This is a genomic window from uncultured Arcobacter sp., assembly GCF_937982575.1.
Taxonomy (GTDB): domain Bacteria; phylum Campylobacterota; class Campylobacteria; order Campylobacterales; family Arcobacteraceae; genus Arcobacter.
In genome coordinates, this window is sequence record NZ_CALJLR010000020.1 from 1 (window position 1) to 23,722 (window position 23,722).

The 23,722-nt window shown below is 31.0% G+C and carries 31 protein-coding genes; 3 read left to right on the forward strand and 28 right to left on the reverse strand.

All coding sequences use genetic code 11. From position 1 onward, the window contains the following. Window positions 1–228 precede the first annotated feature (228 nt). From Q0617_RS11995 to Q0617_RS12130, 28 genes are all read right to left on the reverse strand, one after another. On the reverse strand, window positions 229–819 hold the full coding sequence (locus tag Q0617_RS11995; protein ID WP_298753553.1) for a hypothetical protein: 591 nt from the start codon (window positions 817–819) through the stop codon (window positions 229–231). Further along, window positions 798–1,301, reverse strand: a complete 504-nt coding sequence (locus tag Q0617_RS12000) for a hypothetical protein (protein ID WP_298753555.1) — start codon at window positions 1,299–1,301, stop codon at window positions 798–800. Before Q0617_RS12000 ends, Q0617_RS11995 begins: the two co-directional genes overlap by 22 nt. Before the next feature lie 219 nt (window positions 1,302–1,520). Continuing rightward, window positions 1,521–1,694 carry a hypothetical protein gene (locus tag Q0617_RS12005; protein WP_298753556.1) on the reverse strand — a complete coding sequence of 58 codons (174 nt, stop codon included), beginning with the start codon at window positions 1,692–1,694 and terminating at the stop codon, window positions 1,521–1,523. Then, on the reverse strand, window positions 1,694–2,239 hold the full coding sequence (locus tag Q0617_RS12010; protein WP_298753557.1) for a hypothetical protein: 546 nt from the start codon (window positions 2,237–2,239) through the stop codon (window positions 1,694–1,696). The genes Q0617_RS12005 and Q0617_RS12010 overlap by 1 nt, the downstream gene beginning before the upstream one ends. Window positions 2,240–2,442: 203 nt before the next feature. Further along, the gene (locus Q0617_RS12015) at window positions 2,443–2,637 is read right to left on the reverse strand and encodes a hypothetical protein (RefSeq protein WP_298753558.1); all 195 of its coding nucleotides are present in this window, start codon (window positions 2,635–2,637) and stop codon (window positions 2,443–2,445) included. 32 nt (window positions 2,638–2,669) lie between these two features. After that, a complete protein-coding gene (locus tag Q0617_RS12020) occupies window positions 2,670–2,915 on the reverse strand; it encodes a hypothetical protein (RefSeq protein WP_298753559.1) in 246 nt (81 codons plus the stop codon). A gap of 62 nt (window positions 2,916–2,977) precedes the next feature. After that, window positions 2,978–3,220, reverse strand: coding sequence for a hypothetical protein (locus Q0617_RS12025; protein ID WP_298753560.1), 243 nt, complete (start codon window positions 3,218–3,220; stop codon window positions 2,978–2,980). A gap of 120 nt (window positions 3,221–3,340) precedes the next feature. After that, window positions 3,341–3,517, reverse strand: coding sequence for a hypothetical protein (locus tag Q0617_RS12030; protein WP_298753561.1), 177 nt, complete (start codon window positions 3,515–3,517; stop codon window positions 3,341–3,343). Continuing rightward, the gene (locus Q0617_RS12035; protein WP_298753562.1) at window positions 3,514–3,666 is read right to left on the reverse strand and encodes a hypothetical protein; all 153 of its coding nucleotides are present in this window, start codon (window positions 3,664–3,666) and stop codon (window positions 3,514–3,516) included. The genes Q0617_RS12030 and Q0617_RS12035 overlap by 4 nt, the downstream gene beginning before the upstream one ends. A 13-nt stretch (window positions 3,667–3,679) precedes the next feature. Further along, complete coding sequence (locus tag Q0617_RS12040; RefSeq protein WP_298753563.1) at window positions 3,680–4,159, reverse strand: hypothetical protein; 480 nt, start codon at window positions 4,157–4,159, stop codon at window positions 3,680–3,682. Further along, window positions 4,147–5,562 carry a phage/plasmid primase, P4 family gene (locus tag Q0617_RS12045; protein WP_298753565.1) on the reverse strand — a complete coding sequence of 472 codons (1,416 nt, stop codon included), beginning with the start codon at window positions 5,560–5,562 and terminating at the stop codon, window positions 4,147–4,149. The genes Q0617_RS12040 and Q0617_RS12045 overlap by 13 nt, the downstream gene beginning before the upstream one ends. 108 nt (window positions 5,563–5,670) lie before the next feature. Continuing rightward, window positions 5,671–6,765, reverse strand: a complete 1,095-nt coding sequence (locus Q0617_RS12050) for an MT-A70 family methyltransferase (protein ID WP_298753566.1) — start codon at window positions 6,763–6,765, stop codon at window positions 5,671–5,673. Continuing rightward, window positions 6,762–7,325, reverse strand: a complete 564-nt coding sequence (locus Q0617_RS12055; protein ID WP_298753567.1) for a hypothetical protein — start codon at window positions 7,323–7,325, stop codon at window positions 6,762–6,764. The genes Q0617_RS12050 and Q0617_RS12055 overlap by 4 nt, the downstream gene beginning before the upstream one ends. Then, window positions 7,322–7,540, reverse strand: coding sequence for a hypothetical protein (locus tag Q0617_RS12060; RefSeq protein WP_298753568.1), 219 nt, complete (start codon window positions 7,538–7,540; stop codon window positions 7,322–7,324). Before Q0617_RS12060 ends, Q0617_RS12055 begins: the two co-directional genes overlap by 4 nt. Window positions 7,541–7,725: 185 nt before the next feature. Next, window positions 7,726–7,863 (reverse strand): hypothetical protein, encoded by a 138-nt coding sequence (locus tag Q0617_RS12065; protein WP_298753569.1) that lies wholly within the window; start codon window positions 7,861–7,863, stop codon window positions 7,726–7,728. A 130-nt stretch (window positions 7,864–7,993) separates the two neighbouring features. Further along, entirely contained in the window at window positions 7,994–8,281 is a 288-nt protein-coding gene (locus tag Q0617_RS12070; RefSeq protein WP_298753570.1) for a hypothetical protein, read from the reverse strand. 86 nt (window positions 8,282–8,367) lie between these two features. Next, entirely contained in the window at window positions 8,368–8,580 is a 213-nt protein-coding gene (locus Q0617_RS12075; RefSeq protein WP_298753571.1) for a hypothetical protein, read from the reverse strand. Further along, on the reverse strand, window positions 8,577–8,876 hold the full coding sequence (locus Q0617_RS12080; protein WP_298753572.1) for a hypothetical protein: 300 nt from the start codon (window positions 8,874–8,876) through the stop codon (window positions 8,577–8,579). The genes Q0617_RS12075 and Q0617_RS12080 overlap by 4 nt, the downstream gene beginning before the upstream one ends. 13 nt (window positions 8,877–8,889) lie before the next feature. After that, entirely contained in the window at window positions 8,890–9,366 is a 477-nt protein-coding gene (locus tag Q0617_RS12085) for a hypothetical protein (RefSeq protein ID WP_298753573.1), read from the reverse strand. Continuing rightward, window positions 9,348–11,591, reverse strand: a complete 2,244-nt coding sequence (locus tag Q0617_RS12090; protein WP_298753574.1) for a hypothetical protein — start codon at window positions 11,589–11,591, stop codon at window positions 9,348–9,350. The genes Q0617_RS12085 and Q0617_RS12090 overlap by 19 nt, the downstream gene beginning before the upstream one ends. Beyond that, the gene (locus Q0617_RS12095; protein WP_298753575.1) at window positions 11,591–12,112 is read right to left on the reverse strand and encodes a hypothetical protein; all 522 of its coding nucleotides are present in this window, start codon (window positions 12,110–12,112) and stop codon (window positions 11,591–11,593) included. The genes Q0617_RS12090 and Q0617_RS12095 overlap by 1 nt, the downstream gene beginning before the upstream one ends. Continuing rightward, the gene (locus tag Q0617_RS12100; RefSeq protein WP_298753576.1) at window positions 12,087–12,284 is read right to left on the reverse strand and encodes a hypothetical protein; all 198 of its coding nucleotides are present in this window, start codon (window positions 12,282–12,284) and stop codon (window positions 12,087–12,089) included. The genes Q0617_RS12095 and Q0617_RS12100 overlap by 26 nt, the downstream gene beginning before the upstream one ends. Before the next feature lie 10 nt (window positions 12,285–12,294). Next, complete coding sequence (locus Q0617_RS12105; RefSeq protein ID WP_298753577.1) at window positions 12,295–13,005, reverse strand: hypothetical protein; 711 nt, start codon at window positions 13,003–13,005, stop codon at window positions 12,295–12,297. Then, window positions 13,002–17,456: a LamG domain-containing protein gene (locus tag Q0617_RS12110; RefSeq protein WP_298753578.1), complete on the reverse strand. Its 4,455-nt coding sequence runs from the start codon at window positions 17,454–17,456 to the stop codon at window positions 13,002–13,004. Before Q0617_RS12110 ends, Q0617_RS12105 begins: the two co-directional genes overlap by 4 nt. A 42-nt stretch (window positions 17,457–17,498) precedes the next feature. Next, window positions 17,499–18,086 carry a hypothetical protein gene (locus Q0617_RS12115; protein WP_298753579.1) on the reverse strand — a complete coding sequence of 196 codons (588 nt, stop codon included), beginning with the start codon at window positions 18,084–18,086 and terminating at the stop codon, window positions 17,499–17,501. 7 nt (window positions 18,087–18,093) lie between these two features. After that, window positions 18,094–18,678 carry a hypothetical protein gene (locus tag Q0617_RS12120; protein ID WP_298753580.1) on the reverse strand — a complete coding sequence of 195 codons (585 nt, stop codon included), beginning with the start codon at window positions 18,676–18,678 and terminating at the stop codon, window positions 18,094–18,096. Between the two features lie 2 nt (window positions 18,679–18,680). Further along, window positions 18,681–21,194 (reverse strand): hypothetical protein, encoded by a 2,514-nt coding sequence (locus Q0617_RS12125; protein WP_298753581.1) that lies wholly within the window; start codon window positions 21,192–21,194, stop codon window positions 18,681–18,683. Then, complete coding sequence (locus Q0617_RS12130) at window positions 21,191–21,424, reverse strand: hypothetical protein (RefSeq protein WP_298753582.1); 234 nt, start codon at window positions 21,422–21,424, stop codon at window positions 21,191–21,193. The genes Q0617_RS12125 and Q0617_RS12130 overlap by 4 nt, the downstream gene beginning before the upstream one ends. A 66-nt stretch (window positions 21,425–21,490) precedes the next feature. Here Q0617_RS12130 and Q0617_RS12135 point away from each other — a divergent pair, with 66 nt between their 5' ends. The 3 genes from Q0617_RS12135 (at window position 21,491) to Q0617_RS12145 (ending at window position 23,595) form a co-directional block, all read left to right on the forward strand. Then, window positions 21,491–21,931 carry a hypothetical protein gene (locus Q0617_RS12135; protein WP_298753583.1) on the forward strand — a complete coding sequence of 147 codons (441 nt, stop codon included), beginning with the start codon at window positions 21,491–21,493 and terminating at the stop codon, window positions 21,929–21,931. Between the two features lies 1 nt (window position 21,932). Further along, a complete protein-coding gene (locus Q0617_RS12140) occupies window positions 21,933–22,871 on the forward strand; it encodes a hypothetical protein (protein WP_298753584.1) in 939 nt (312 codons plus the stop codon). A 67-nt stretch (window positions 22,872–22,938) separates the two neighbouring features. Next, complete coding sequence (locus Q0617_RS12145) at window positions 22,939–23,595, forward strand: site-specific integrase (protein ID WP_298753585.1); 657 nt, start codon at window positions 22,939–22,941, stop codon at window positions 23,593–23,595. The last annotated feature ends 127 nt before the right edge of the window (window positions 23,596–23,722 follow it).

Sequence of the window (23,722 nt, forward strand, 5' to 3'; positions counted from 1 at the left end):
GTGAGTATGAATTCCTTTTGAAGATTAAAGGATAACTACCTTGCTTTGCTTTGCCTTACCGTGCTACGCCTAGCCATTCCGAGCCACTTGAATATGAATTCCTTTTGAAGATTAAAGGATAACTACCTTGCTTTGCCAAGCCCCGCCATGCCGTGCCTTGCCATGCCTTGCCATGCCCTGTGAGTATGAAAATCCCTCACAAAAATAAAGAGGGATATAATGTAAAATTTATTTAAATTCTATTTGGAACGCTCCAAAGTTACCAGTTTTTTCTTTTCTGAATCCACCAACTCCAATATGAAATCCTGCCCAGTTTAAAACATTAACAATTTGTTCTGCACTAAGGTTCGCTTTGTTAAATTGAATTGTTACTTCAACACTCCAATCTTCAAAAGCATTTCTCATTATCTTTCTTGGTGAACCTTTCATTCCTGATGTTCTTCCCCAATGTGTCAATACTTTTTGTTTCTTGAACTCCAAAGGAAGAATATCCCCAACAATAGTAACTCCCTCTTTAATATTTCTCATTCCACCTTGTTTGATGTCAAAGAGATATGAAGAAGCTCTAATCATAGAGTTATATATTGCTCTTGCAGGAATACCATATTTTCCATCTTCAGTATAATAAAATTTTGCAGTAACCTTTTCTTCTTCTGAAATATCGTCTTTAGTATAGTTCTGCTTTGATTTTATTTTATTATACTTTTCAAGAACTGCCATATCCATAGGTTCTGGCAAATATGGAGATTTTCCAACTACCTTAACGACTATGGTTCCAATATCCAACTTCTTTAGATTTATCTTTTGTTGAGTTGCCATTTTTTCTTTTCTGTATCTATTGAAGCAAAGATTGGATTAAGTTCCAAGAGTTCAGCATGTCTTTCTTTCCAATAATTTGCTTCTGCTAAAGCTCTATGAATTAATTGAAGCCTATAATCCTCATTATTCATAATTTCAACTATTGGTTTGTATTCTCTAATACCAAACTTACTTTTTTTGTTTGTTGGTTCTTCTGCGTCTTTAACTGACACATTAATACTTTCAAAAGCATATAGCTCTTTATCATCAACAACAATTTTTATCTCGTTGATAAGTTGTCTTGCTTGTCCTAATCTCCACTTTTCTCCTGCTGAAGAATCGTCCCAATCAAAAAATCCATATAACGAACTGGATTTTTTACTCGCCTTACGAAGTATGTTTTCTGCTGTAAGTCCATAAGTTTTTTGAACTTCTAAAACTTCATCAATTACTTCTGGAGTAAATTTCTCTGTGTTCTTGTATTGAAATTTTTCTTGTTTCATTTTACATTACCTCCTTTCAATTATATCAATTTTATCTTTGTGTTTAGAGAGAATATGTTGATTCATCATGTAATCAACTTGCTTTTTAGTATAACCTTCAATTATCTTCTTACAATATTGGCATCTCTTTTTTTCCATATTTAACCTACCCTACCCTACTATATAAATTTTTCTATTTTCATTTTCTAAAACTACGCACTATCTGTATTGTGCGTAGTTTTACATTGATTGATGGTCCGAATCCATATCCCTTAGTATTAATCCAATAACAAAATTAAAAAAATTCAAAGCAAAAAAGACAATAACTGCATCTAATAAGGATTTACGATAATAGTATGTTACAACACTTAATATTATAAATAAGGCTAACTTTTTATTTAACCAGTCTAACATTATTCTTTTCCCTCATAATTTTCCATCCATGAAGTATTTGGACCTCCATAATCAAATTTTTGGTTTCCTCCATATTGAATTTGTGCAAATTTATCTAAAGTTTCATTATCATAATTGCAGTTTTTTAGAAAATTAAATTCATATCCCATTGAATTATTACCGTTTTGGTATCCTAACGAGTAAAAGGCCAAACAATCGTTATTTCGACCTACTATGCCCTTTATAACTAAAATTTGGGTTATTATTAGGAACATTATTAATAAAATTACAGTTATGAATAACATTCCCATTCTTTCTCTATCATCTTTATACAAATTACCTGTGAACATCCAAATTGAAGTAAAAAGAAACAAAGAACCAACAACACAGGCCCAAACATATACTCTTATAGATAAACTATTAATAAAATTAGTGTATGTTTGAGAAGAAAATGCTTTTGAAAAGAATTCAGTTGGAAATCCTTTCTCCAAGAAGAAAATTACCCCAATAACAATAAATAATAATATCATTACTGAAATTAAGATATTATAGGTTTTATCATTCATCTTTTTGCTCCCTTATCCTTTTTACAATTATCCCTGCTTCAATTAATCCAACAGTAAGAGCACCTAATAAGTATGCAAGTATTTCATTAATCATTTCCCATCCTCCTCTGCCAAATTATGAACTAATCCCACCACTAAATAACCAATTCCAAGAGTAAGTCCAATTATCCAGAATAAAGGGTAATTGTATTTATTTAGAAATGTCATTTCCCTTCCTCCACACTTAATTTGTGAACAGCTATAACTTTTGCAGTTAAACAATTTCTTATGTATTCGTGAGTATCTTCTCTTAATGTTGTTTCGCTTTTTGTTGAGTCACAATTTACACAGTTATATAAATCAAATACTGGCTCGTGTTTTAATCCTGTTTGAGTTCCTAAATAACTCCATTCCGTCAAACTCTTATCCCTTTTGCAGTAATATATTTTAGTCATTTTCTTTGTTCTCCTTCTTCTTTTTCATAAAAAGAATTATGAATTCTGTTTATTTTATAAATCATATAAACTAAAACAAGGAATAACATACCAATACTTAAAATAATATTATCTCTCAAAAAGAATAAAATAAATCCAGCAAAAGTAATATACACTAAATAAAGGAAAATCACATAAAGAAGTAAAATAGTAATTATATAAAATTCATTTGTTTCTATTTTTCTTAGTTTTTTTTCTTTCATTTTCTTTGTTCTCCTGTGATTATAAAACCCCTCAAAAATTAAAGGGGTAAGTTAAATAAAATTTAAACGATTGTATAATCGTTTTTAGTGCCGTCCGATTTTACTACAACGGTAAATTCAACTCCTTGGAGTTGATTTGCGTGTTTTGTAGCAAGTTCAACTAGTTGACCGTAAGTTGATGCAGGTGTTTTCCCTTTTCCAAAAGTCCAGATTTTTTCTTCTTCATTTACAAGAATCTTTATCTTTGCTTGGGGTGTTTTTTCTTCACCTTGAACATATGGGTCAGCTTCTTCAAGTTCTGACAATGCTCTCACCTTGAATTGACCAACTTTGGGTTTCCAGTAGGAAGAACCTTCTTGCAGTTTTTTTAATTCACTTTGGTAGTCCATTTTAACTCTTTGACCTCCTTTCAATTATGTTAGTTTTCATTTCCCTTCCTCCAATATTTCTTCTAATATTTCATCTGCGTTTTTTTCTTTTGGTTTTATTGCATTTGGATATTTGTGTTTTAAGTAATCTAATTCTGCTTCCATTACTAAGTAATCTTCATGGATTTTCTGTAATTGTCCGATTGTCATGTTTTCAAATTGTGGTAAGCTCATTTTCTTTTCTTCTCCTTTTCTATTACTTCAATATCTTCTATGTTCACCAATGTTCCTTCTTCAATGCCGTAGTCTGTTAAGTCTGGCTTTGCCAATCTTATAACATACGAGTTTCCCCATTTACTAACTTGTCTTATTCTTTTTGCCATTTTTTTCTAATATTCATAGGGTATTAAAGTTTATAAATGTTTTGGTTTTGTTTATGTTTTGTTTTATAGTTCTCTGGCAGTTATCCCTATCTCTTAATGTTTCTGGTTCTTCAACCAAACTCCCCACAGAAACATCGCAATGAAAGTAGAGGTTATTCAGAGGTGATTTAACTGAATAAGGCACTTTGTTAGGTTTTACTGCCAGAGAATTAATGCCATGGGCAGAAGAATAAAAAGAGGTGGTATGGAGGGACTCCATAGGTTTTGTCTGGGTTTTACTTCTCCCATGGCTTTCCAGACTATGAATCTCCAGAAGGAAAAAGGGTTGATTAAAACCTTCTGGAGTGTGAGTTGTTCGGTATACCGAACAAGTAGGTGTATTTCTTAACAGGTTTAACAGGTTTAACAACATTCCCCACTTAGTTTCCCATGTGTGTATATGAGTGAGAATACCTGTGAAACCTGTGAAACCTGTGAAGTCTAATCTTTCCATTTTATTCCAAGCCAAACACGAGCATTTCCCCCCCTTCCATCATGTAACCAATCAAAGTATTTTGTTGTAGATTCAAACCCCATTTCTTTCATTTTCTTCCCAATAGAAGTTTCTGACATAATTCTGTATCTATTTTCATTGGACCAAGAAAGAAATTTTTTAATAAAATCTGATTTAGTTATAAAATGGTTTGCATCTTCAATAATAAAATTCTTTAAGAATTTATCCAGAAAGTTACTTTTTGACTCATATCTCTCCATCCTTTCCTCAACACTCCCTTCTTTATGGAATTCCCTCTTATCTAATAAATCTTTTAATATTCCTAAGGATTTAACTGCCAGAATCTCATATTCTTCTTCAGGTATCTCTCCTAATATATCTTTTTTTTCTGAGAATTGATTAGGAAAATCAATAATCATCCATCTCCTATAAAAACCAATAGTTTTGTCTGTTGTTGAAGGAAGATTATTTGTAGAAATTAATATCTTTGCGTAGTTTATCTCCTCTAATAAGTCTTTATTTTTGTATTCAAACCCAATTAAATCCCCCCCACTTAATTTTTTAAGCATAGAAGTTTTACTCATCTCATTAAAATTTGTTTCTCCCATCTGACAAACTAATTTTTTATGTAGTCTTGTTAATTCAAATCTGGAATTTAATAAAGTGTCCAACTCTGTTGCTCCACAATTATAATCTCCAATAAACTTCCTTAGTAATTCTAAAAATTTACTTTTTCCATTCATTCCACCACCAATAAAACAAAATATTCTATGGATTGGGTAAGAAGGAATTAAACAATAAGCAATAATTTCATATAAAGTTTTAACATAATCTTTACCAACCCACTCCTCAAATATTCTGTCCATCGTTGGTGTATTAATAAACTTATCTTTATGTAGAGCATAAGGAATAGGATTGGTTACAAAATAGTCGGGTGTTGCTTTAAACTCCTCACCTGTCATTACATCAACAATTAAATCTCTAAATTGAATCCATGTTTCTTTAGGTGTTAAAGGAATCTTTCTCCTCCCATATTGCTGCATTGATTCTATTATTTCTGTTTTTTCTTTTGATGAGACAGTGTTTGCACTTGAATGGTCACTCACCATGTTTAAAATATCTTTATCATCGACATTCTTCCATCTACATTCTGCTTTATCCCATAACCACCAAATTCTTGAACGGTCATAAAAATATGGTTGTATTTCCCATATTTGTTTTGCTAAATCAGATTTATCCAAATAACTATCTATTATTTGATTAACTTTTCTTACCTCCCCAATCTTTTGAGATTGAAAACCAGAATCGATTATTAAAGAACCATCTTCCTCAATTCTTCCAAACTTACCAAAATCCTTAACAATCATCTCGGCAAATTCTTTCATAGAATCAATATCCGTCATACTCCTCCACCTCTTTTATCATTTCATATCCACATGGACATAACACCATAATTATATTATCTGCCTTTGCTGTTTCTCTCTTACAATTTGGACATTTAAATTTGTTTGTCATTTTACTTCATCTCCATAAACATCCCATCCTTCCCTTTTCTTTCTTGCAAAATAATCTAATTTCCTCCCAGCACAAATTTCATCAACCATCTTATAAAATATTTCTGGCTTAGCTGAGTGTTCTGTTCTCTTTTCAGATATAAGAGTTGACCATTTGGTATTGTTAAAAAATGGTTTTCCTTTTATTGCTAAAATACAATGTTCAGTTTGACTTCTTAACCATCTCCCAGTTCCAATATGTTGTTTATCCCAAGTAACCATGCTCTTTAATTCAAAACCCCATTCCTTAAGTAAAGGATAACAATCTGGTAAGAATAAATTTGTAGTCCATAACCAAAGAACACAATCATCTTTTATTGGAAGTTTAATATTTTTTATCTCATCCAAAGTCATTGTCATATATGGAGTTGTCCCTCTAAAACCTTCAGGATTATAATTTTCATCTGTTCCATAATTCCAAGGAGGGTCAATTACAATAACATCATAAAGCCCTTTTGGTTGTTCTAAAACTTCTTTTTGGAGTTCTTCTCTTTGCTGTTTAATCTTTTCAAGGCGTTCTTCTCTTTTTACATCTTGCAAAGTGATTTCTCCCTTTTTTATTTGTTCTACTTTTTCGGGAGATTTTATAATAAGTTTCTTAACATCTCTGATATACTTTTCATTAACATTAAACATCTTTCCTGCTTGAACAGAACTCCTTTCACCAGCTTTGGGAATTTTTTCCACAAGCTGTGGTTTATTACCACCAGTAGATGTAGCTTGTCTTTTTTTAGCTTCTTCCTCCAACATAGGCATAACTTCCTGTGCAATTACGGCTCTCTGGTCAGCAGTTAAGTGCCTTCTTTTAAGATTACCTGAAATAACATACTCCAAAGGTTTTTCACCTTTGTATTCTTCAAATTTGGGAGTTATACCAAGCTCCATAGATGCTCTATACCTATTACGCCCATCAAGGATTTTACCTTCGAATAAAACTACTGGTTGAATTAATCCATTTTCTTTGATATCCATTTTTAATTGTTCTGCCTGAACACCCTCAACCATTGGGAAAATATCAGCAAACTTATGTGATTCCAAATCAAATATTTTCATTCTTTAAAATACCAAAATTTAATTGCATTATTTTTCAAAAAATCTAAATCAACCAATTTGTTTAGAGTTAGCTGGAAATTTCCATTTTGATATTGGGTTGATGCCCATACTGATTTTAAATTGCTTATTTCAGATTTAAAATATTCTTCTTTGAATGGAATAATACTAAATCCACAAACCTCTAATAGTTTTGTTTTTTCCTGATTAACCGTTCCAAAAAGAATAATATCAGAAGTAGAACAATAAAGCCATCCTGCTTTTGTTTCTTTTTTTGTTGTTCTTGTTTCATCAGTATAAATATGGTGTGCAATTTCAAGAATATAATTTCCATTTCCTAAATAATCATATCTCCTTGTTTTAACATCAATAGAGTTTTTTCTACCTTTTTTATCCGTAACTAAAACATCAGAACCAAAATCCTTTTGAGAAACCATACAATTTTCTTTCCAATTAATAATTGCATCTTCTCCAAAAATCTTTCTAATATATCTTTCCCAGTCTTTTAATAATTCGATGTTATTTGAATCTGCTAAATCTTCCTCAAAATTTCTTGCTCTCATAATCGCTTTTCCTCCACTATATTAAAATCAGAAATATTTAACCAATCAATATAATCTCTTTTCCCAGCTCTTTGCTCTGGTGCATAGTTATCGACGGTTATCTTTGTTTCACCACAAAGAACAATTTTGCAGAAATGTAAATTACCATTAAGTTCTTTTATAAAGACATTTTCATTATCTTTTAGATATTGTTCTGCGAGAAGTTGCCATTGCAATATCCTTTCCTTTATTTTTTCCTTATCCATTTTCTATTTAATTTAATAACCCTTTTAATAATTTCTAACCATTAATAAATAATAACAAAGTGTAACAGGTGGGGAATTAATCCCCACCCTTTATCATTACCTTTTCTTCTTTTTTCTTGTTTTTTTCTTTTCGCACTTCATCTGATTTTACCTCCTTATCTCTTTCTTACTATATACACTTTTCTTCCGTTCCTCATAACAGGTTTATATCGTGGGTTTCCTTTTCTTGGTGCTCCTCTACCCCTTTCCCAAGCCTGTTTGGACCTTCTTTTTCTATCCATGCTTTTATTCATTTTTTTAACCTCCTTTAATTTTTTCTTAATATGATGGCCGTTAATTCAAAAACAAATTCAATATCTGAATTAACGGCCTTTGACTACTGAGTTAGAAAGCTAGTCACACTTCCTTAGACATTATCGGTGTTTAAGCTCCACGCCCACCTCTAAAAGAAGTTATAACATAATTCAAAACAACTGATGCCCCAAGAACTGTGAATATAATTCCAATCCATGGTAAGAACGCAACAATGTATCCGATAAGACTTGTTACTGCATTATAAGCAGATGAAGCAGCAGTAAAGTTAGTTGCAATCTGCGTCAAAACATATAACAAGATAGCTGCTAAAATACCGATTGTTGCAAGAACTAACATACCTGCGTACAATCCGTTTAGAGCTTGTCCTTTCTTGTTTAGAGAAAGTTTAGTTTTCATTTTTTCTGGACCTCCTTATAACTATATTCATATTTAGAAATAGTGTTTTTTCTTTAAAAATATTTCTACTAATAAGTAACAAACTGTTACACTTTGCTATCTTTGGTTTTATCTAACTTTTCGGGTAGAAAATTATAAACTTTTGCATCAACTATATCATGTGCAATTATCTCTAATGCTTGTTTAGAATTAATCTTTATACCTCTAACTCTATAAAACTCTTTTTGAAATTCATTAATTATAAATTCCATATTCTTTCCCACTCTTGTTTGTAATTCAGTATCTTTTTTAGGTTTCATTCTACTCTATTCTCCAAATAACTCCATACAACACCTATTCCAGTTAATAGGATAAATGCATAAGCATACATTGAATTTAATAATTGTAAGACTGTTAAAATTGCAGAGATAGCCATACAGAAAAATGATGATGCTAAAAAGGCCCTACCATTAGAGGTATATTGTTTTATGGATAAATAAAATAATATGAAAAGTCCAAAAAGAATCCATAAAAAGAACTGACCTGCACTTGTTTCCTGAACCCATTTAAAGTAAGTGTAAATTCCTGTAACTTGCTCTGTTGCGTTTGTTGGCATTATTGGGTCCATTTTATACCTTCGTCTTTGTTAGTGATGATATTACTACAAAGATTATAATAGCAGTTATTATTGAAAGTACTGCTGGGAATATAAGATTAGCGATTGGTAAAGGAATACCAAAACTTGTTATAAATGATGCAAAGACACCACTAACTAAACCAAATGAATTGAAGACTAAACTAAAAATTGTAACCGTAGAACTAAAGAATACATCTGCTCCTCCAAGAAGATTACCTAAACCCCCTGATGTTTCATTAGCCCCTGTATTGATTAAACTTGTTGTATTTTCTAATTTATTATAAGTTCCATCAAAACTACTATCTGTTATATTTGGAACATTATATCCGTTATTAACACTACTTAAATCACTTATTACTAAAGCAAGTAACCCAACTATTACACTAAAGAGTATCAATATAATTACATAATCCCTCATAATCATTCCTCTCTTGTTGTAAGCTAGTTTTATCATTCTTTTATCACCCATAGTATTACTAATGAACCTATTATAAATGCAAATGTTGTAATCGGACCAAACAAAGCAATTCCCATTGTACTAGTTGCTAATAAGCCTAAATTTAATCCAATTATTCCTCCTGTTACTCCTGCAATACCTAACCCACCTAAAATTAAAAGTATTATAATAATTAAGGCCCAAAATAATCCATCAAAACTTAGTATTTCTCTCACTGAATTTATTATTACTGATTTAGCCCAGACTAATATTTCTGGACTTCTACTAATATAAGCTTCTGCATAGATTGTTCCAGAGTATCCTGTAATATTACAAGTCAATAATGCCCCACTGGAAGTAGAATTAGTATCGCAAATTGTTTGTTTTCCATTAACATTATCAATAGAATAAACCCATAACCTTCCATAGTGTGTTGTTCCAGAAGTATCTATATATTCATAACTCCAGATATTAGTACTATTATCAAAGGTTAAACTATAAATAAAACTACTTAAATTACCATAAGAAGTCCATGTTGAAATACCATCACTTTGTGTTTGAAGTGGTAATGTACAGGGTGTTGTTGTACAATAAACTTTTTGAACTGGACTTTGATATAATACTTGACCATTTTTCTGTGCAACAATTCTATAATCTTCTGTTTGTGCTTCAAAATCTATTGGAACATTCCCTGAATTATCTGTGATTCCCATTGCAACTGTTTCATAAGCATTTGTACCCGGGTAATATCTCTGAATATATAGATAAGCATCTGAAACAGGTAACTGACTAGCATCCTTTAATGTTATTAAGAAACTTGTTGAACTTGCTGTTGGTAATGCGAATAAGGATATATTCTGTTGAATATTATTTAGGGTATTATTAACTAAGTAATAATTTCTTTTTCCATATCCTACTTTTTCATATTGTATTATTGCGTTAGTAGAATAATTATAATCTATTGCTCCTGAACAAATATAAACATTAGCTATTGAAAGATTATTTACTGAATAATTAACATAAGTCTGACCAGTACCTAACCAGATATTAAATGTTGCTAAGAAATTAAAATTAGTTAAAGGGGTTAAATTAGTTTCATCATACAATTTAAACTCTAATGTTCTATTCAAACTACTTCCATTACAAACTGAAAAAGATAGTGGTAGTATTGTTTGATTATACATTGAGGAATTATCATAAAGATAACTTCCTGTTCCAATAGAATAAATAGTTTTCCAATAAAATGATTTATTTACTGCCGAACCATTACTTAAAGGTATATCTATTGAAGAAGTAATATAATAAACATCACTAACATTAGTAAAACTTGCAGGATAATCTGTTCCACCATAATTTAATTTAACATCATACAAGGTTGTTCCAGGTACTAATTCCATGTTCGCACTATAAGTTTCTCTACTTGTTTCATAAGTTATATTTGAATAAGATAAATTTGTAACAGAAGCACTAACACTAAAACTAAAATTTCCATTATCTGACCAAGAACAATTAGAATAAGTTGCATTGTTGAAACATCCAAAAACATTCCATTCATAAGTTCCTATTGTAAAACCGTCTATAAATAAAGAACTTGTTGTTAAATTTGAACCACTAAGCGAAACAGTTGTTTGGTTAAATAAAGTTCCACCCTTCCATAAATAGTAAGTTGCATTATTGAAGGTATAATTAGATGAAGAATAAGTAACATTAAAATAATCTCCAACATCATTTATAACTAAATTATCTACTGGAGTTGTTAAGGTTATATTCTTAGATATTTGTCCTGATTCTAATCCAATCGCAACAACATCATAAGCGTTTGTTGTTCCTCCCCCTGTACTTCCAGGGACACCATCTATCCAATCTAAATATGTTCCAGAAACAGGTAATGCTCCTCCTGCACTATATCTAGTAGAATAAGAACCACCATTATTATCAACTAAAATAGAATATGTTTCTCCTGATTCAACAGGTATAGGTATTGTGAAATTTGCAATATCTCCTGAAAATGTTGTGCTTCCAAGAAGTGAACCAGTAGAATTTTTAATATAAACCTTTGTTGCACTACTACTTGCATATTTTTCAACGGATGCAATAGACCACCCTCCTGCAGTCATAGTAATATTAACTCCGTCTTGTCCTGTTGTTGTTGCAGAACCAACACCTGCAATTCCACTTTCTTCTTTATAATAATCTGCACTAACAAAACTTATTAATAATAATCCAAATATTAAAACTAAAAATAATTTTTTATTCATTAGAAACTACCTCCCACACTTTCCCCTGATTTTTTGGAAAATATTAATATCATACTTAATACTCCAATAACTATGGAAGATATAATAAGGTGACTCATTATTAAAGTCATCATTGGATTACTTGTTCCAGTTGATGCTAAGTCTGGATTATTAATTAATGAATTATATATATATTGACCAACAGTAGATATTAACACTAAAAATCCTAATGCAATTATATAAACAGGTACAAAGATTGGATTAGAGTATATGAAATAAGCTGTGATTAAAACTGCTAAGGATAAGGCAATAAACACTGCTAAGAATAACCCATCAAAATATCCTATAACACTTGTTTCATAATCTAACGCTGCAGCAGATTCATTATTTGCTCCTATTGGAGAAGTTTTTAATTGGTCATTAACTTGTGTAAAAGCATAAGACATTATTAAGACTAAAACCGAAAAGGCAATAATCATAATTATCCAAAACGCAACATCACTTATACTTCCTCTTTTATTTCCTCTTAAACTTTCTTCCATTAACATTTACCTCCCCATCACTAAGTTTTATTTCCTTTATTTTAGGAAGTAAAAATCTTTTACAAAATGCTTCATGGTGTATCTTCATTCCAATATTTTTTTCATATTCCTGTTTAGCTTTTTTTAGTAGTTTATCGCTTTCCCTATCCATAGGATGATTAATACTTCCCATTATTTAAAACCTACTTTAATCCAGTCCTCCTCTTAAAATTATCAACTTCCATAAATGTTATTTTAAGAACAGTGTACAAACTGATTAAAGTTGCAACCATTAGTAATATCCATGTTACAATCGTATAAACACTAGTAAGGAAATTTTCTCCAAATACATTCTGTAAAACTATTTGAGTTATTAAAACATGAGATATTAAGAAGATAAATGAAAGACCATAAAAGAATAGTTTTAATCCGAGGTTATCTTCTTTTTTAGGCACACCATTTGGAAGGATGCTCTCCCTCTGTGTTTTTGTTGAAAAATAAAGGAATATTAACATAAGGAATAAACAGGATAAAGAAACAAATATCTGTAATGAAACACTAACATTATTAGATATTTCTCCTGTTGGAGTAACATAATAATCATAATTAACACAAGTTACAACACCATCTGGGTCACCACAAGTTGAAACGATATAAGAACCAATAGAAGAAGTTTTATTGAAATCATAATTATAGTAATATCCATTTTGAGTCATAGCAATATCAATTATTTCCGTCGTTGAGTTTGGGTAAGTTACAGATTGCAAATTAACATAGGTGCAATTTGAACAAGTTTGTTGAATTTCAACATTATCGCCTTGTTTAAAAGTTCCAAGTGTTTGAACTTCTGCACTTGCTAATGTTATTAAAAACATTCCAATTATTAAATAAACAAATAACTTATTTAATTTCATATGCAATTCTCCTCCCTTATCCACGGTAATCTTAAATTATAAAATCCAAATTTCTTATAATGGCATATTGGAGTTTGAGTTACTGTTGAGGTTCCATTACTTGCAATATATTCTGTAACATTAAGCCACCATGTTTGAAAGTCATTTGAATAGTTTTCCGATTCTGGATAAATAGCAGTGATATTATAAAGAAATGGTATTGGAAATGTCGTTATATTACTTATACTTGTTTTCCCCATGTTAAATAGACTGTTATTAGCATATAAATATATATCGTTTTGGTCATTATTAGCTGTTGCAAGGAGTGTAACGCTTGTTACATTATTAACCGTTTTGTTTGCACTTGCTCCATTTAATCTTAAAACAACATTTGGTGTAATTTTATTTATTGTTATCGAGATTGTTGTAGAATTTCCTGTATAGTTTGCGTTACCTACCGTCGAATAATTAAAGACTTCTGTTCCTGCCCCATAAACTGCATTCGCTTTATCTAAATCACAACTTAATTGAGAAGGACAACCTGAACCAGAAACATCTGTCGTTGTTCCGTAGTTTATTGGAGAAGTTCCAGAAATAGATAAAACATAAGAGTTATTCTTATTTATAGTATAACTTCCTGTTTCTGAATTATTTACATTTCCAGAAGTATCATTCGCATACCATCTATAATCATAAACTCCTGCTCCTAAATTGTTTAAAGTTTTCGTGAAAACATTACCTAATTGTGATGCTGAATAATTAACTCCATTAAATTCTAACAAAACAGTATCTAATGTTCTATCGTCGGTAATTGTAGAATTAAAATAATATGTCTGAACAGGATTATATTCTGTTGAGTTTGTTGGAGTTTCTAATAAGTTTGTAACACTTGGGTTAGTCGTATCTGCACTTAATGAAACATTTAAGAAAAATGTTTCCGAATCTGTCGTATAGTTTTCTGTTGCTGGATAGTAAGCTGTAAAGTTATAATATCCAACAGAAGTGAAGTTCGTTGAATTATATAATGGTGAACTTCCAGAATTAAATATAATTCCATCCTCTAATATTTGTATATCACCCTCCCCTGTTGTTAAACTTGCATTAATATCTATTATTGAATCCTTTGTAATTGCTTTATCTGATTGTGCATTATCTAAAAACATATTAACAACTGATGATGCTTTGTTTATTGTTACCGTGAAAACTGCTGAACTTCCAGAATAGTTTTCATTTCCAGATGTTGAATAGTTTGCTGATATTGTTCCTGCACTATAAATTCCGTTACTTATGTTTAAACTACAACTTATTTCAGAATTACATCCACTACCAGCAAAATCTGTAACTGTTCCATAAGTGATTGGAGTAGTCGCAGTTAATCCTAAACTTGTTTGGTTTTTGTTTATTACAAAGTTAGAAACATTCTCCGACGCTGTATAATTTTGAGTTTCTGCCAAAGAACAATTAAAGTCATAACTTCCTGCCCCTAATACTATTGGACTTCCACTTGTTCCGATGTTTAAACTTGCACTTCCTTCCCCTGTTGTAACTGAACAAGTCGGAGTTATTGGCTCTGGATATATTTGAGGAGAAGTTTTATCAAAAGTTAAACTCGTTTCTGAATTTGCTTGATTAATAACTATATCTTTTGTTATTGAATTGCCTGTATAGTTCTCATTACCAGATGTTGAATAATTAAATGTTTCAGTTCCAACTCCATAAACTTGATTTGGTTTGTCTAATGAACAACTTAATTGTGAAGGACAACTATTGCCTGAAACATCTGTAACAGTTCCATAAGTTATTGGTGTCGTTCCTGTAATCCCTAAGGTATATGAACTATTCTTTGCTATTGTATAACTCTTGATTGTTGAAACATTGTATAAGTTATCTGTTCCATTTCCATAAGCCCAATAATAATAACTATAAGTCTTAGCCCCTAAATCAGAAAGAACTGTGTGGTAAACTTCCGATAAGTTGCTAAGACTATAATTAACGCCATCAAATTCTATTCCTGCTGTTCCGTTTGTTGAAGTTATTGTTACATTAAATTCATAACTTGCTCCTTCAACATATTCAGTATTATTATCTGGTGATGTTAAGTAATTTGAGAATACTGGATAATCTGTATCCACTGCTGTTGCATTAACGGTATAAATCCTCGTTGCTGAGGTGTTTAAATTATTACTTGTTCCGTTTCCATAAGAAGTCCAATTATAAGCATAATCTCCTGCACTTGAAAAGCTATAACTAACATTAAACCAATTTGAAGTATTACTCGCAAGAATATCATTTCCGTCTATATGTAAAATAACTGTTCCGTTTGTATCATTAACATTTACTGAAAAAGTTCCTAAACCTGTATCGGTTAAACTTGCATTGTTATCTGTATAGTTATAGAATACTGGATAAACTGAATCTCCCCCTGCTCCAATCCAACTATCAATTGTTATATTTCCTATTACTAAAGGCGAATAAAACCTAGTCACTCCAGAAAAATATTTTATAACCACACTTGCAGAAGTAGAACTTCCTGTATATGGAACATTATTCGCAACACCTTTAGAAAAATTAACTTCCGTTCCACCATTAATTGAAACAGAAAGATTAGAATCAAAAAAACTTAGAGAATTTTCCAGAGTAACATTCGCAGTATTTGTTCCTTCCGATAAATTCTGACTTGAAAAAGTTTGAGTACCTTCATTTACAAATCTTGCAGATTGATTATTATAAATATCTTGAACTTGAGAAGAACTTAAAGAATTATTAAAAACCATTACTTCATCAATTCTTCCTTTAAATCCACCTATATATCCTCCTGCAACAGCATAACCAATTCTCCAATTTTCATCACAACTTTTTGAAGTAGCAGGAACACTTCCAGCAATATCCGTAGCAGAATACGCCTGTCCATTTACATAAAAAGTTAAATTTGTTCCATCTTTAGTAAACCCTACATGATACCATTCACCTGTTGTAATTAAATCATTTGTTGATGCCCTCCCCTTATAACCAAAGGTTCCATCAGTTAAACCTAAATAAATAAAAGGGGTATTTGAAATTCCATCAGGAGCCCAATTATTTATACCAAAAGCAAAAACTCTATTGCTTCCAGTAGTATCATACTTTGAAACAATAAGGTTCCCATTAGCAGAGTCATCAATATAACTTGCATTAATCCAAGCAAATGCACTCATTTGACCTCCTGTTACATCCGCAGTTGTGGATGTACTATATATATAATCATTATAACTACCACTATAAGAATAACTCCCATTAAAATATCCATGCGTATAAATTACTCCATTTTTTGCTAAAGTATTTTTTCCGGTATAATCATCAACTTTATTCAAATCAAATGGAGTATATAGGACTAGCTGGTCGTAAGGGGGAGATGTAGAGATATTTGCATGAGCATACCCAGTTTCTTGAGTTACATTAACATCCGTTGAAGTATAACTTGTAGTTCCATCTATTGTTATTGAAGGGTCTACATTTATTGTTCCATTTAATTCTTCTGCATAGAAAGTTATTTCTAATTCATTTGGACTTGATTGAGTTATTGAACAATTTGGATTAAAGACATAACCTGCTGGTACTTCCCCTTCTGGTATTATCATTGTTCCACCAGTTTCAATAAATTTCAATTCACAAATATCTTCTAAAGAAATATCATGCACTTCTTTTGTTTTTGTTAAACCATCATTTACTTCTTCTCCTTCGATATAATAATTAAATTCATTCTTTTTTATTACTGGTTTGTCTGCTTCTAAAATATATTTAAATTGTTGATTTCCTTCAAATCCTGTAACATTTGCTCCAAACTTATTTTTATTACCGTCGTTAAAAACAAATATATTATTTATTGTGTTTGTAAAGTTTCCGTCTAAATTAATATATAAAGTTGCATTAAGATTAAACCATCCTCCGTCATAAGATACTCTAGAAATGTTTTGATAAGTTATTGCTATTGAGTTGTTACCAAATTTAATATAATCATTTATATTTATTGCCTGTGCATCTGTTAAGGTTATTGTATAACCATTCATTCCATCACATTTAGAAGATTCGTATTTTAATATTATGTCTTTATTTTTATTGTCAAGAATTGGATTATTGTTTTCGTCATATAATTTTAAATCTGGTGTTGAAGTTAATTGATTTTCATTTTTAGCCACTAAACATATCTGGGTTTTTTTATCTTTTAAATCTGAAAACCAAACATAAAAATTATCTCCTTCCCACCCTGTTGATTTTGTAACTGTCCATTGTTGGTTTCCTTCTTCTGTTCCGATTGTTACTAATGAAGGAAGGTTATTTATTCCATCTTGGTAATCTACATTTATTTTGTCATAACTTTCTTTAAAATCTGCCCCATAGAACGCCCACACTAAAAGAAAAGAGGTTAAAACTACTATAACCCCAATGAAAATAAGGGTTTTTTTCTTGCTAACCTCCTTTATTTCAGCTTCCATATAATATTATAGATAAAAAAACATACTATAAATATTTTTACTTTATACCTTCGTCCATAATATTGCAAAACCTATGAACATTGAAACCAATAATATAGACATTTCTATTGCAAATCTATGGTCATTAGCCCAGTCCGTTATTGTAAAAGCCTTCTTTGCTTCCCTTTCATAGTAGGTTTTCCAAACTTTTCTTTTACCAATATCTGCAATTATATCCAATAATCCATAAGTTTTACCGTCTTTATCTTTAACCAATTTATAACTATCTGCTAAACATATAATAAAGTCTTCTGGTCCTGCTTGGATTGCTTCAACAACAGACTGACCTTGCATCCATATCTTTGGGTCAATAGGCCTTGATGCAACAGGTTTCCTTCCTTTTCTTTTAATTATAATAGAACCCCTTTTAACATCTAAATAACCCTTTGCAAGTTCACTTAAAATAACCCTATTATTTTCTCTTGGTAATCTTATTGGTACGGTTAAAGTATATTTCTTCCTTTGTCTTGCACTCCAAACCATCCAACCCCCACCACCTAAAAGAACTATCACTCCTACAATTAGAAGTATTCCCCAAACAAATACTGTTCCACCTTGTGCTAAATATCCAGTCCAATCTACTGATGCCATTTATTAATTATTTCCATTTAAATAAATTCCCAAGAAAACTCTCTTTTTCTTTTGGAATATAATCTGAAAAGTTATCTCCTAACCTTAATGTTGAATAAATCTTATCTCTTTCAGTTCCATTTAATGCTCTTGACAAAGCAATTAATGCTGCACTAAGAAAAATATATCCTATCCTTGTCATATCTTCTTCTGAAAGTTCCTTTTCATCTGCCTTAATATCTAAATAATCTGCAGACCAGTGAATTAATATTTCAATTATCCCGTTAATTTGGGTAACGCTTAACCTTGTCATTCTTATATCGTCGGTTAAATAGATAGAAAGACACTGTAAAAAATCATTTCTTATATCTTCTGGAATAGGTTGAAATAATTTCTTCCAAGTTTTTTCAACTTGGTCATAGATATAACCTTGAAAAAGATAACTTATTTTTTCTAAAGTTACTGCCGAACTTGTTTGAGATAAAAAATTATTAACTTTTCTTTCTCTAATAACAGAATCATATTCATAACTTGAGGGAGGTGGTGCAACTTGGTATCCATCATCAGAAGGTAATACTTCACCAGTGTTTTTATCTTCGTAGTAATTATCCATAGTTATTTTTTCTTTTTACTCTTTCTTTTATTAACTACTGGCCTTGAGGTCAATCCTCCTAACCCTAAACCATAAGTTTTTGGAATTTTAGGAGCTTCAATACCGAACTGGATTGAACCTAAATCTGCCAAGTATTTACTCTTAACTCTTTTCTTCTTTTTAAACTTTTTGTTACGACCTGTATCAAATAATCTTAAATCAGGTAAAGCAATAGGAGGTAATCCAAACCCTGTTTCTTTAGCAAATCCAAAGTCAGGTATTCCTCCAAATGTTGGAGGTTTAATATTTAATCTTGGATTTAGTTTTACCCTTTCTTTTGGAGTAACCTTTGGAAGTGTTAGTTCCTTCGGCATTTGTAAAGACATTTCTTTTAATACTGTTGAACTGGAAGTTTTTGTTTTTACCTTCGGTGTTACATATTCTAAGAAAGCAAATTCATTCTTTTGTTCCATTTTTTGTTTAGTTTGTGCTTTCGGTGGTTTTGGCATTTCTAAATCACCTAAACTTATAGAAGGTGTTTGAAAACTTTGTTTTGGAACTGAGATTAATTTACTTGAAGTCCTAGAACCTGCAGTTTTTGTTCTAATCTCCTTAACTTCTTTTATTTGTGCTTCTTGAAATATTCTATCTAATGCTTTAAATACCTCTTGTTGATTCATTTTTTCTGCTGTGGCCAAAGCATTTCCTCCACCTACATTATCAAATTTAAGATTAGCCTTTAAACTATTACTTCCAGAATTAAAACTACCCAAATCTTTTCCTATATTCTTTAAACTTAAAACCTTAGAAGTTCCTAAATTATAACCCCTCATTAAAGGAGTATTTCCCACAAGGTCCTTATAAGTATCTTGAACACTAGCAGAACCAAACTTTTCTATTTTAAAGAAATCATTTTCAACTTTGTTAATTCTTTTAGTATTAACATTAACTAAGGAGTTAGTTGTTTTACCTCCAGTTTTTAAGTCTATTAATCCTTTAAGTTCCTTATCTGCATTAAGATTAACATTCATATTTCCTATTTCTTTATTTCTTATTTCACCAACACCTTTACTTAATCCCTGTGCATCAATATCTGCAAAGGTTATGTCTGCTTCACTTAAAGATAATTTCCTACCTCCAGAACCACCTTTTGCATTTACTTTAATCTCTTTATCCAAATTAGTTCCGGATTTTATCTGTGCATATACTCTTGAACCTCCACCTTCTAATGGAGTTGTTTCTGCTCCACCCTCAAAATAAGAACTTGCAGTTCCTAAGTCTTTTCTGGAAGGAAAGAACCCTTTACTCTCTCCTTGTAAAATAAAATTATCTCCTCCAAATTGATTTTTTCCAACATTAACAGCAGAAGAATCTGTAACACTAAAAGATTTAGTTGGAGGTAATAAACTTGTTTTGAATACTTCATTAGCACCAAAACCTGCACCTAATCCTGCAAAACCAACATCAAAATAACCTTTTAATGTTTCTTTAGAAGGTTTATAACTTCCATAAATTGGGAAATCATTATTTTTATTTACAAGTAGAGTGTCTTTCTTTGAACCCTTTGAAACTTCATAAACTCCTTTACCGACTAATAAACCAGTTCCAGCAACAGGATTTAAAAGAGATGTTCCTGCATAAATTGCTGTTTCACCAGCAGTCTTTAATTTAGATTTTCCTGAATAACCAGATATTTCATCTAAAGCTTTATTATATTCGTTCTTTGATTCTACTGCTTTCTTAAATTTAACATCATTTTGAACAAAAGAATTAACATCAACACTCATATTTGCATAATCATTCTTTATTATTTTATCTGCTTCATTTTGTAAAAAATATGGGTCACCTATGTTGGGATTTTGTTTTTCTAATTCATTAACTTTATTTAACCCTCTTGATTGTTTAACAGGAGTTGTCTTTCCAAAATCTAATAATTCTTTTGCTCCACCTTTCCCAGTTGGATAGTTTATGGAATATTGTGATTCAGTATTTGTATCAAAGAAATCAACAAATTTACTTCCAGAAGTAAATTCTGGAGTTCCTTTAAATTCAGAAACAGTTGATTGGTCCTTACCTGTTTTAACATAAGTTGAAGTTAAAGAATCTCTATATCTTTTATTTGCCTTATTATAAAAATTAGGTTGGTTTAGATAAGAACTTGTTGAACTTTTTTTATTTGAAACTTGAGAACTTAAACTTGAATTTGGTTGAAGATTTACATTTGTTCCTCCTGTAAGATTCTTATTTGCATTTACAGAAGATTGAGTTGGAACACTAAGGTTATTTCCTCTTGATGTAGTTCCTCCACCTGTTCTTCTTGTTGGTGTCGGAGTTGGAATTGACCTTCCTTGACCAGATGGAAATGATTTTCCATAATCAACAGCTTGACCAGATGATGATGTTTTAGTTGAAGTAAAACCAGAACTGGATGAAGTTGAAGGAACATAGGTTGGACTTGTGTCTTTTCCAGTTATCTTTGTGTAAGTTGATTTTACTGCTCTTACAACATTAGTTTTTATATTGCCAAATATACTCATTCTTTATCCCCCAATAAAATAATAAATCCACACATAGCCATAAAAGATAAACCCCATGTTGAAGGAACCCACATCAACCAATTACTAAATTCTCTTAAAATAAATGGATTATCTTTTACTTGATTTTGAGATAAAAATACTATTCCTGCTCCTATTGTAATCCATAAACAGCTCCAATAAAATCCTTTAAGATTTTGTTTTATTCCTGAATACAAGTTTTTTATTTTCATTTAGTTTTAAGTAAGATTTATAAATTAATAAATGTTCCTATTTAAAAGATTTAAAAGATTTAACAAATGGATAAACCTATATTCGTTCCAAAATTTACTGCCGAATTTAATACTGGACAAGACACTTTAAAACAGCTTTCTCAAATGGAGTGGAATGTTGACATGCTTTTTGTACAATTAAGAGAGATGCAATTACAGGAAGAAATTGATTTAGACACAGTAGATAGATTATATTTTTATTTGATTGAAGTTTATGGTGATAGATTATATTCTATGATGTGGTCCGTTTTACAAGAAGAAGGTAGAGAAAGAGAAAATAAACTAAATGAAATGTATAAGGATTGGAAAAAGAATCATGGAGATAAAATTCCAACTGCATTAATACAAGAATTAAGAGGATATAAGAAATGGCTTTATGAAGTTAAACAAAAGAACATAAAGTTAGGTGTTCCAACGAGAACAGAAACAACAGGTAAAGAAAGACTTGAAAGAGCTGCAGGAATATAAAATGGATTATGATATTATAACAATTCCAGAATGTACAGAAGTTTTTATTAAAAGAGCAAAGAAAGATTATGATGCCGTTGTTGCAATAACTGGAGAAGAAGGAAGTTCAAAGAGTACCTGTGCAAGTAATATTCTAATTGAAAGTTTAAAGAACGAGAATATTCCAGAAGATAAAATGATTGAGATTTTTTTAGAAAGAACAATCTTTTCTCCTAGTAAAGAGAAGGTGGAAACTCAAATGAAAGAAACTCCAAGATATTCTGTACTTAATGCCGACGAGGCAATTAAGATTTTATATAAGTTAAATTGGGGCTCTCCTATTCAAAAGTTCCTAAATATGCTTTATGCATTAGCAAGAAAAGAAAATAAAATTACTTTACTTTGTATGCCAAGATTTACAGACTTCAACGAATTTTTTAGAAAACATAGAATAAAATTTTGGTTACATATTCTTGATAGAGGAATAGGTGTTTTATTTGCAAAGGACTGGAATCCATTTACTGACGACCCATGGTGGATGAAGGAAGGGATGGATGTTGTTAAAAAGAACTATGGAAGGAAGAAGGTTACTGACATGGACACAAAAGAAAAGATAAGGATATTAAGTAAGTTAAGGAACTTTGTCGGAGTTGTTGAATTTGATGATATGCCCACAAAGTTTAGAACTGCATATCGAAAAGCTAAAGATGAATTTGGTTACGACGACATGGGACAAGACACCACAGATATTGGAGCAGGTAAGAGAGCAGAGAAATATCAGGAGTGGATAAGAAAAGCTGTGATTAAAATGGCTAAGACGACTAGGCCTATTGACATATCTAGGGAACTGGATATCCCTTCAACGACTATTTATAGATATCTTAATGAATCTGAACCCATAACCATTCCCACACAGACACTAACTTATAATAAACAAAATAAGGAGATATCTTTTGATTAAATTCTTTTTGGTTTAACAAAAGATAAGAATTGTTAAATATAAGATGGTTAATAGTAGAATAACTCCAATGAAGGACCAAGAAGGGTCATATCTACAACAAAGGGAGGTTCAGGCCCTATTAGATAGAGCAAGTAAGGCGAATGATGGGGGTAGAAACTTTTTAATCCTATTATTATTACTAAGAACAGGCAGAAGGATTGGGGAATTGTTAGAACTTAAACCAAAAGACATAAGATTTGATGATGAAAACGATATAAGTACTGGTATGATTACATGGAATATTGAAAAAAAATATAAGAAAGTAAAGGATGATTCTGAAAAAGGTTATCATACTATTAAAACACACCTAAGAAAATCCAAACCTTTAGATAAACAGGCTATGATGTACCTACTGGAATATATTAGAATTAATGAAATAGGACCAGATGATTATGTTTTCTCCAGTCCATATCTGGAAGATAGACATTTAAGTAGGGTTGCAGTGTGGATTTTCTTAAGTAAATATGCAAAGGAACTAGGAATTAAGGTACATCCCCATAGTTTTAGGCATACTTTTTCTATTATGGTTACTAGACAAATGAAGAATCCTGCAGATTTAAAGAAATTATCTAACCTTTTGGAACATTCTGATATGAGTATAACTGAATCTTATCTTCAATTTGCACCAAAAGAAAGCAGAGATTTATTGAAAGCAACCTTTTTATCTCCAGATGAAGAAGAATAATAAATAAATGGCAGTTTATAGTTCTGCCAAACTCCTTGCTTTGCCTTGCCAGGCCTTGCCTGGCCACGCCAAGCCATGCCACGCCCCGCCTGGCCGAGTGAGTATGAATTCCTTTTGAAGATTAAAG

Excerpts from the sequence above, each read along its gene's own strand:
- Q0617_RS11995 (WP_298753553.1), bottom strand. The coding sequence starts at position 819 with ATGGCAACTCAACAAAAGATAAATCTAAAGAAGTTGGATATTGGAACC.
- Q0617_RS12000 (WP_298753555.1), bottom strand. The coding sequence starts at position 1,301 with ATGAAACAAGAAAAATTTCAATACAAGAACACAGAGAAATTTACTCCA.
- Q0617_RS12005 (WP_298753556.1), bottom strand. The coding sequence starts at position 1,694 with ATGTTAGACTGGTTAAATAAAAAGTTAGCCTTATTTATAATATTAAGT.
- Q0617_RS12010 (WP_298753557.1), bottom strand. The coding sequence starts at position 2,239 with ATGAATGATAAAACCTATAATATCTTAATTTCAGTAATGATATTATTA.
- Q0617_RS12020 (WP_298753559.1), bottom strand. The coding sequence starts at position 2,915 with ATGAAAGAAAAAAAACTAAGAAAAATAGAAACAAATGAATTTTATATA.
- Q0617_RS12030 (WP_298753561.1), bottom strand. The coding sequence starts at position 3,517 with ATGAGCTTACCACAATTTGAAAACATGACAATCGGACAATTACAGAAA.
- Q0617_RS12035 (WP_298753562.1), bottom strand. The coding sequence starts at position 3,666 with ATGGCAAAAAGAATAAGACAAGTTAGTAAATGGGGAAACTCGTATGTT.
- Q0617_RS12040 (WP_298753563.1), bottom strand. The coding sequence starts at position 4,159 with ATGGAAAGATTAGACTTCACAGGTTTCACAGGTTTCACAGGTATTCTC.
- Q0617_RS12045 (WP_298753565.1), bottom strand. The coding sequence starts at position 5,562 with ATGACGGATATTGATTCTATGAAAGAATTTGCCGAGATGATTGTTAAG.
- Q0617_RS12050 (WP_298753566.1), bottom strand. The coding sequence starts at position 6,765 with ATGAAAATATTTGATTTGGAATCACATAAGTTTGCTGATATTTTCCCA.
- Q0617_RS12055 (WP_298753567.1), bottom strand. The coding sequence starts at position 7,325 with ATGAGAGCAAGAAATTTTGAGGAAGATTTAGCAGATTCAAATAACATC.
- Q0617_RS12065 (WP_298753569.1), bottom strand. The coding sequence starts at position 7,863 with ATGAATAAAAGCATGGATAGAAAAAGAAGGTCCAAACAGGCTTGGGAA.
- Q0617_RS12070 (WP_298753570.1), bottom strand. The coding sequence starts at position 8,281 with ATGAAAACTAAACTTTCTCTAAACAAGAAAGGACAAGCTCTAAACGGA.
- Q0617_RS12075 (WP_298753571.1), bottom strand. The coding sequence starts at position 8,580 with ATGAAACCTAAAAAAGATACTGAATTACAAACAAGAGTGGGAAAGAAT.
- Q0617_RS12080 (WP_298753572.1), bottom strand. The coding sequence starts at position 8,876 with ATGCCAACAAACGCAACAGAGCAAGTTACAGGAATTTACACTTACTTT.
- Q0617_RS12085 (WP_298753573.1), bottom strand. The coding sequence starts at position 9,366 with ATGGGTGATAAAAGAATGATAAAACTAGCTTACAACAAGAGAGGAATG.
- Q0617_RS12090 (WP_298753574.1), bottom strand. The coding sequence starts at position 11,591 with ATGAATAAAAAATTATTTTTAGTTTTAATATTTGGATTATTATTAATA.
- Q0617_RS12095 (WP_298753575.1), bottom strand. The coding sequence starts at position 12,112 with ATGGAAGAAAGTTTAAGAGGAAATAAAAGAGGAAGTATAAGTGATGTT.
- Q0617_RS12100 (WP_298753576.1), bottom strand. The coding sequence starts at position 12,284 with ATGGGAAGTATTAATCATCCTATGGATAGGGAAAGCGATAAACTACTA.
- Q0617_RS12105 (WP_298753577.1), bottom strand. The coding sequence starts at position 13,005 with ATGAAATTAAATAAGTTATTTGTTTATTTAATAATTGGAATGTTTTTA.
- Q0617_RS12110 (WP_298753578.1), bottom strand. The coding sequence starts at position 17,456 with ATGGAAGCTGAAATAAAGGAGGTTAGCAAGAAAAAAACCCTTATTTTC.
- Q0617_RS12115 (WP_298753579.1), bottom strand. The coding sequence starts at position 18,086 with ATGGCATCAGTAGATTGGACTGGATATTTAGCACAAGGTGGAACAGTA.
- Q0617_RS12120 (WP_298753580.1), bottom strand. The coding sequence starts at position 18,678 with ATGGATAATTACTACGAAGATAAAAACACTGGTGAAGTATTACCTTCT.
- Q0617_RS12125 (WP_298753581.1), bottom strand. The coding sequence starts at position 21,194 with ATGAGTATATTTGGCAATATAAAAACTAATGTTGTAAGAGCAGTAAAA.
- Q0617_RS12130 (WP_298753582.1), bottom strand. The coding sequence starts at position 21,424 with ATGAAAATAAAAAACTTGTATTCAGGAATAAAACAAAATCTTAAAGGA.
- Q0617_RS12135 (WP_298753583.1), top strand. The coding sequence starts at position 21,491 with ATGGATAAACCTATATTCGTTCCAAAATTTACTGCCGAATTTAATACT.
- Q0617_RS12140 (WP_298753584.1), top strand. The coding sequence starts at position 21,933 with ATGGATTATGATATTATAACAATTCCAGAATGTACAGAAGTTTTTATT.
- Q0617_RS12145 (WP_298753585.1), top strand. The coding sequence starts at position 22,939 with ATGAAGGACCAAGAAGGGTCATATCTACAACAAAGGGAGGTTCAGGCC.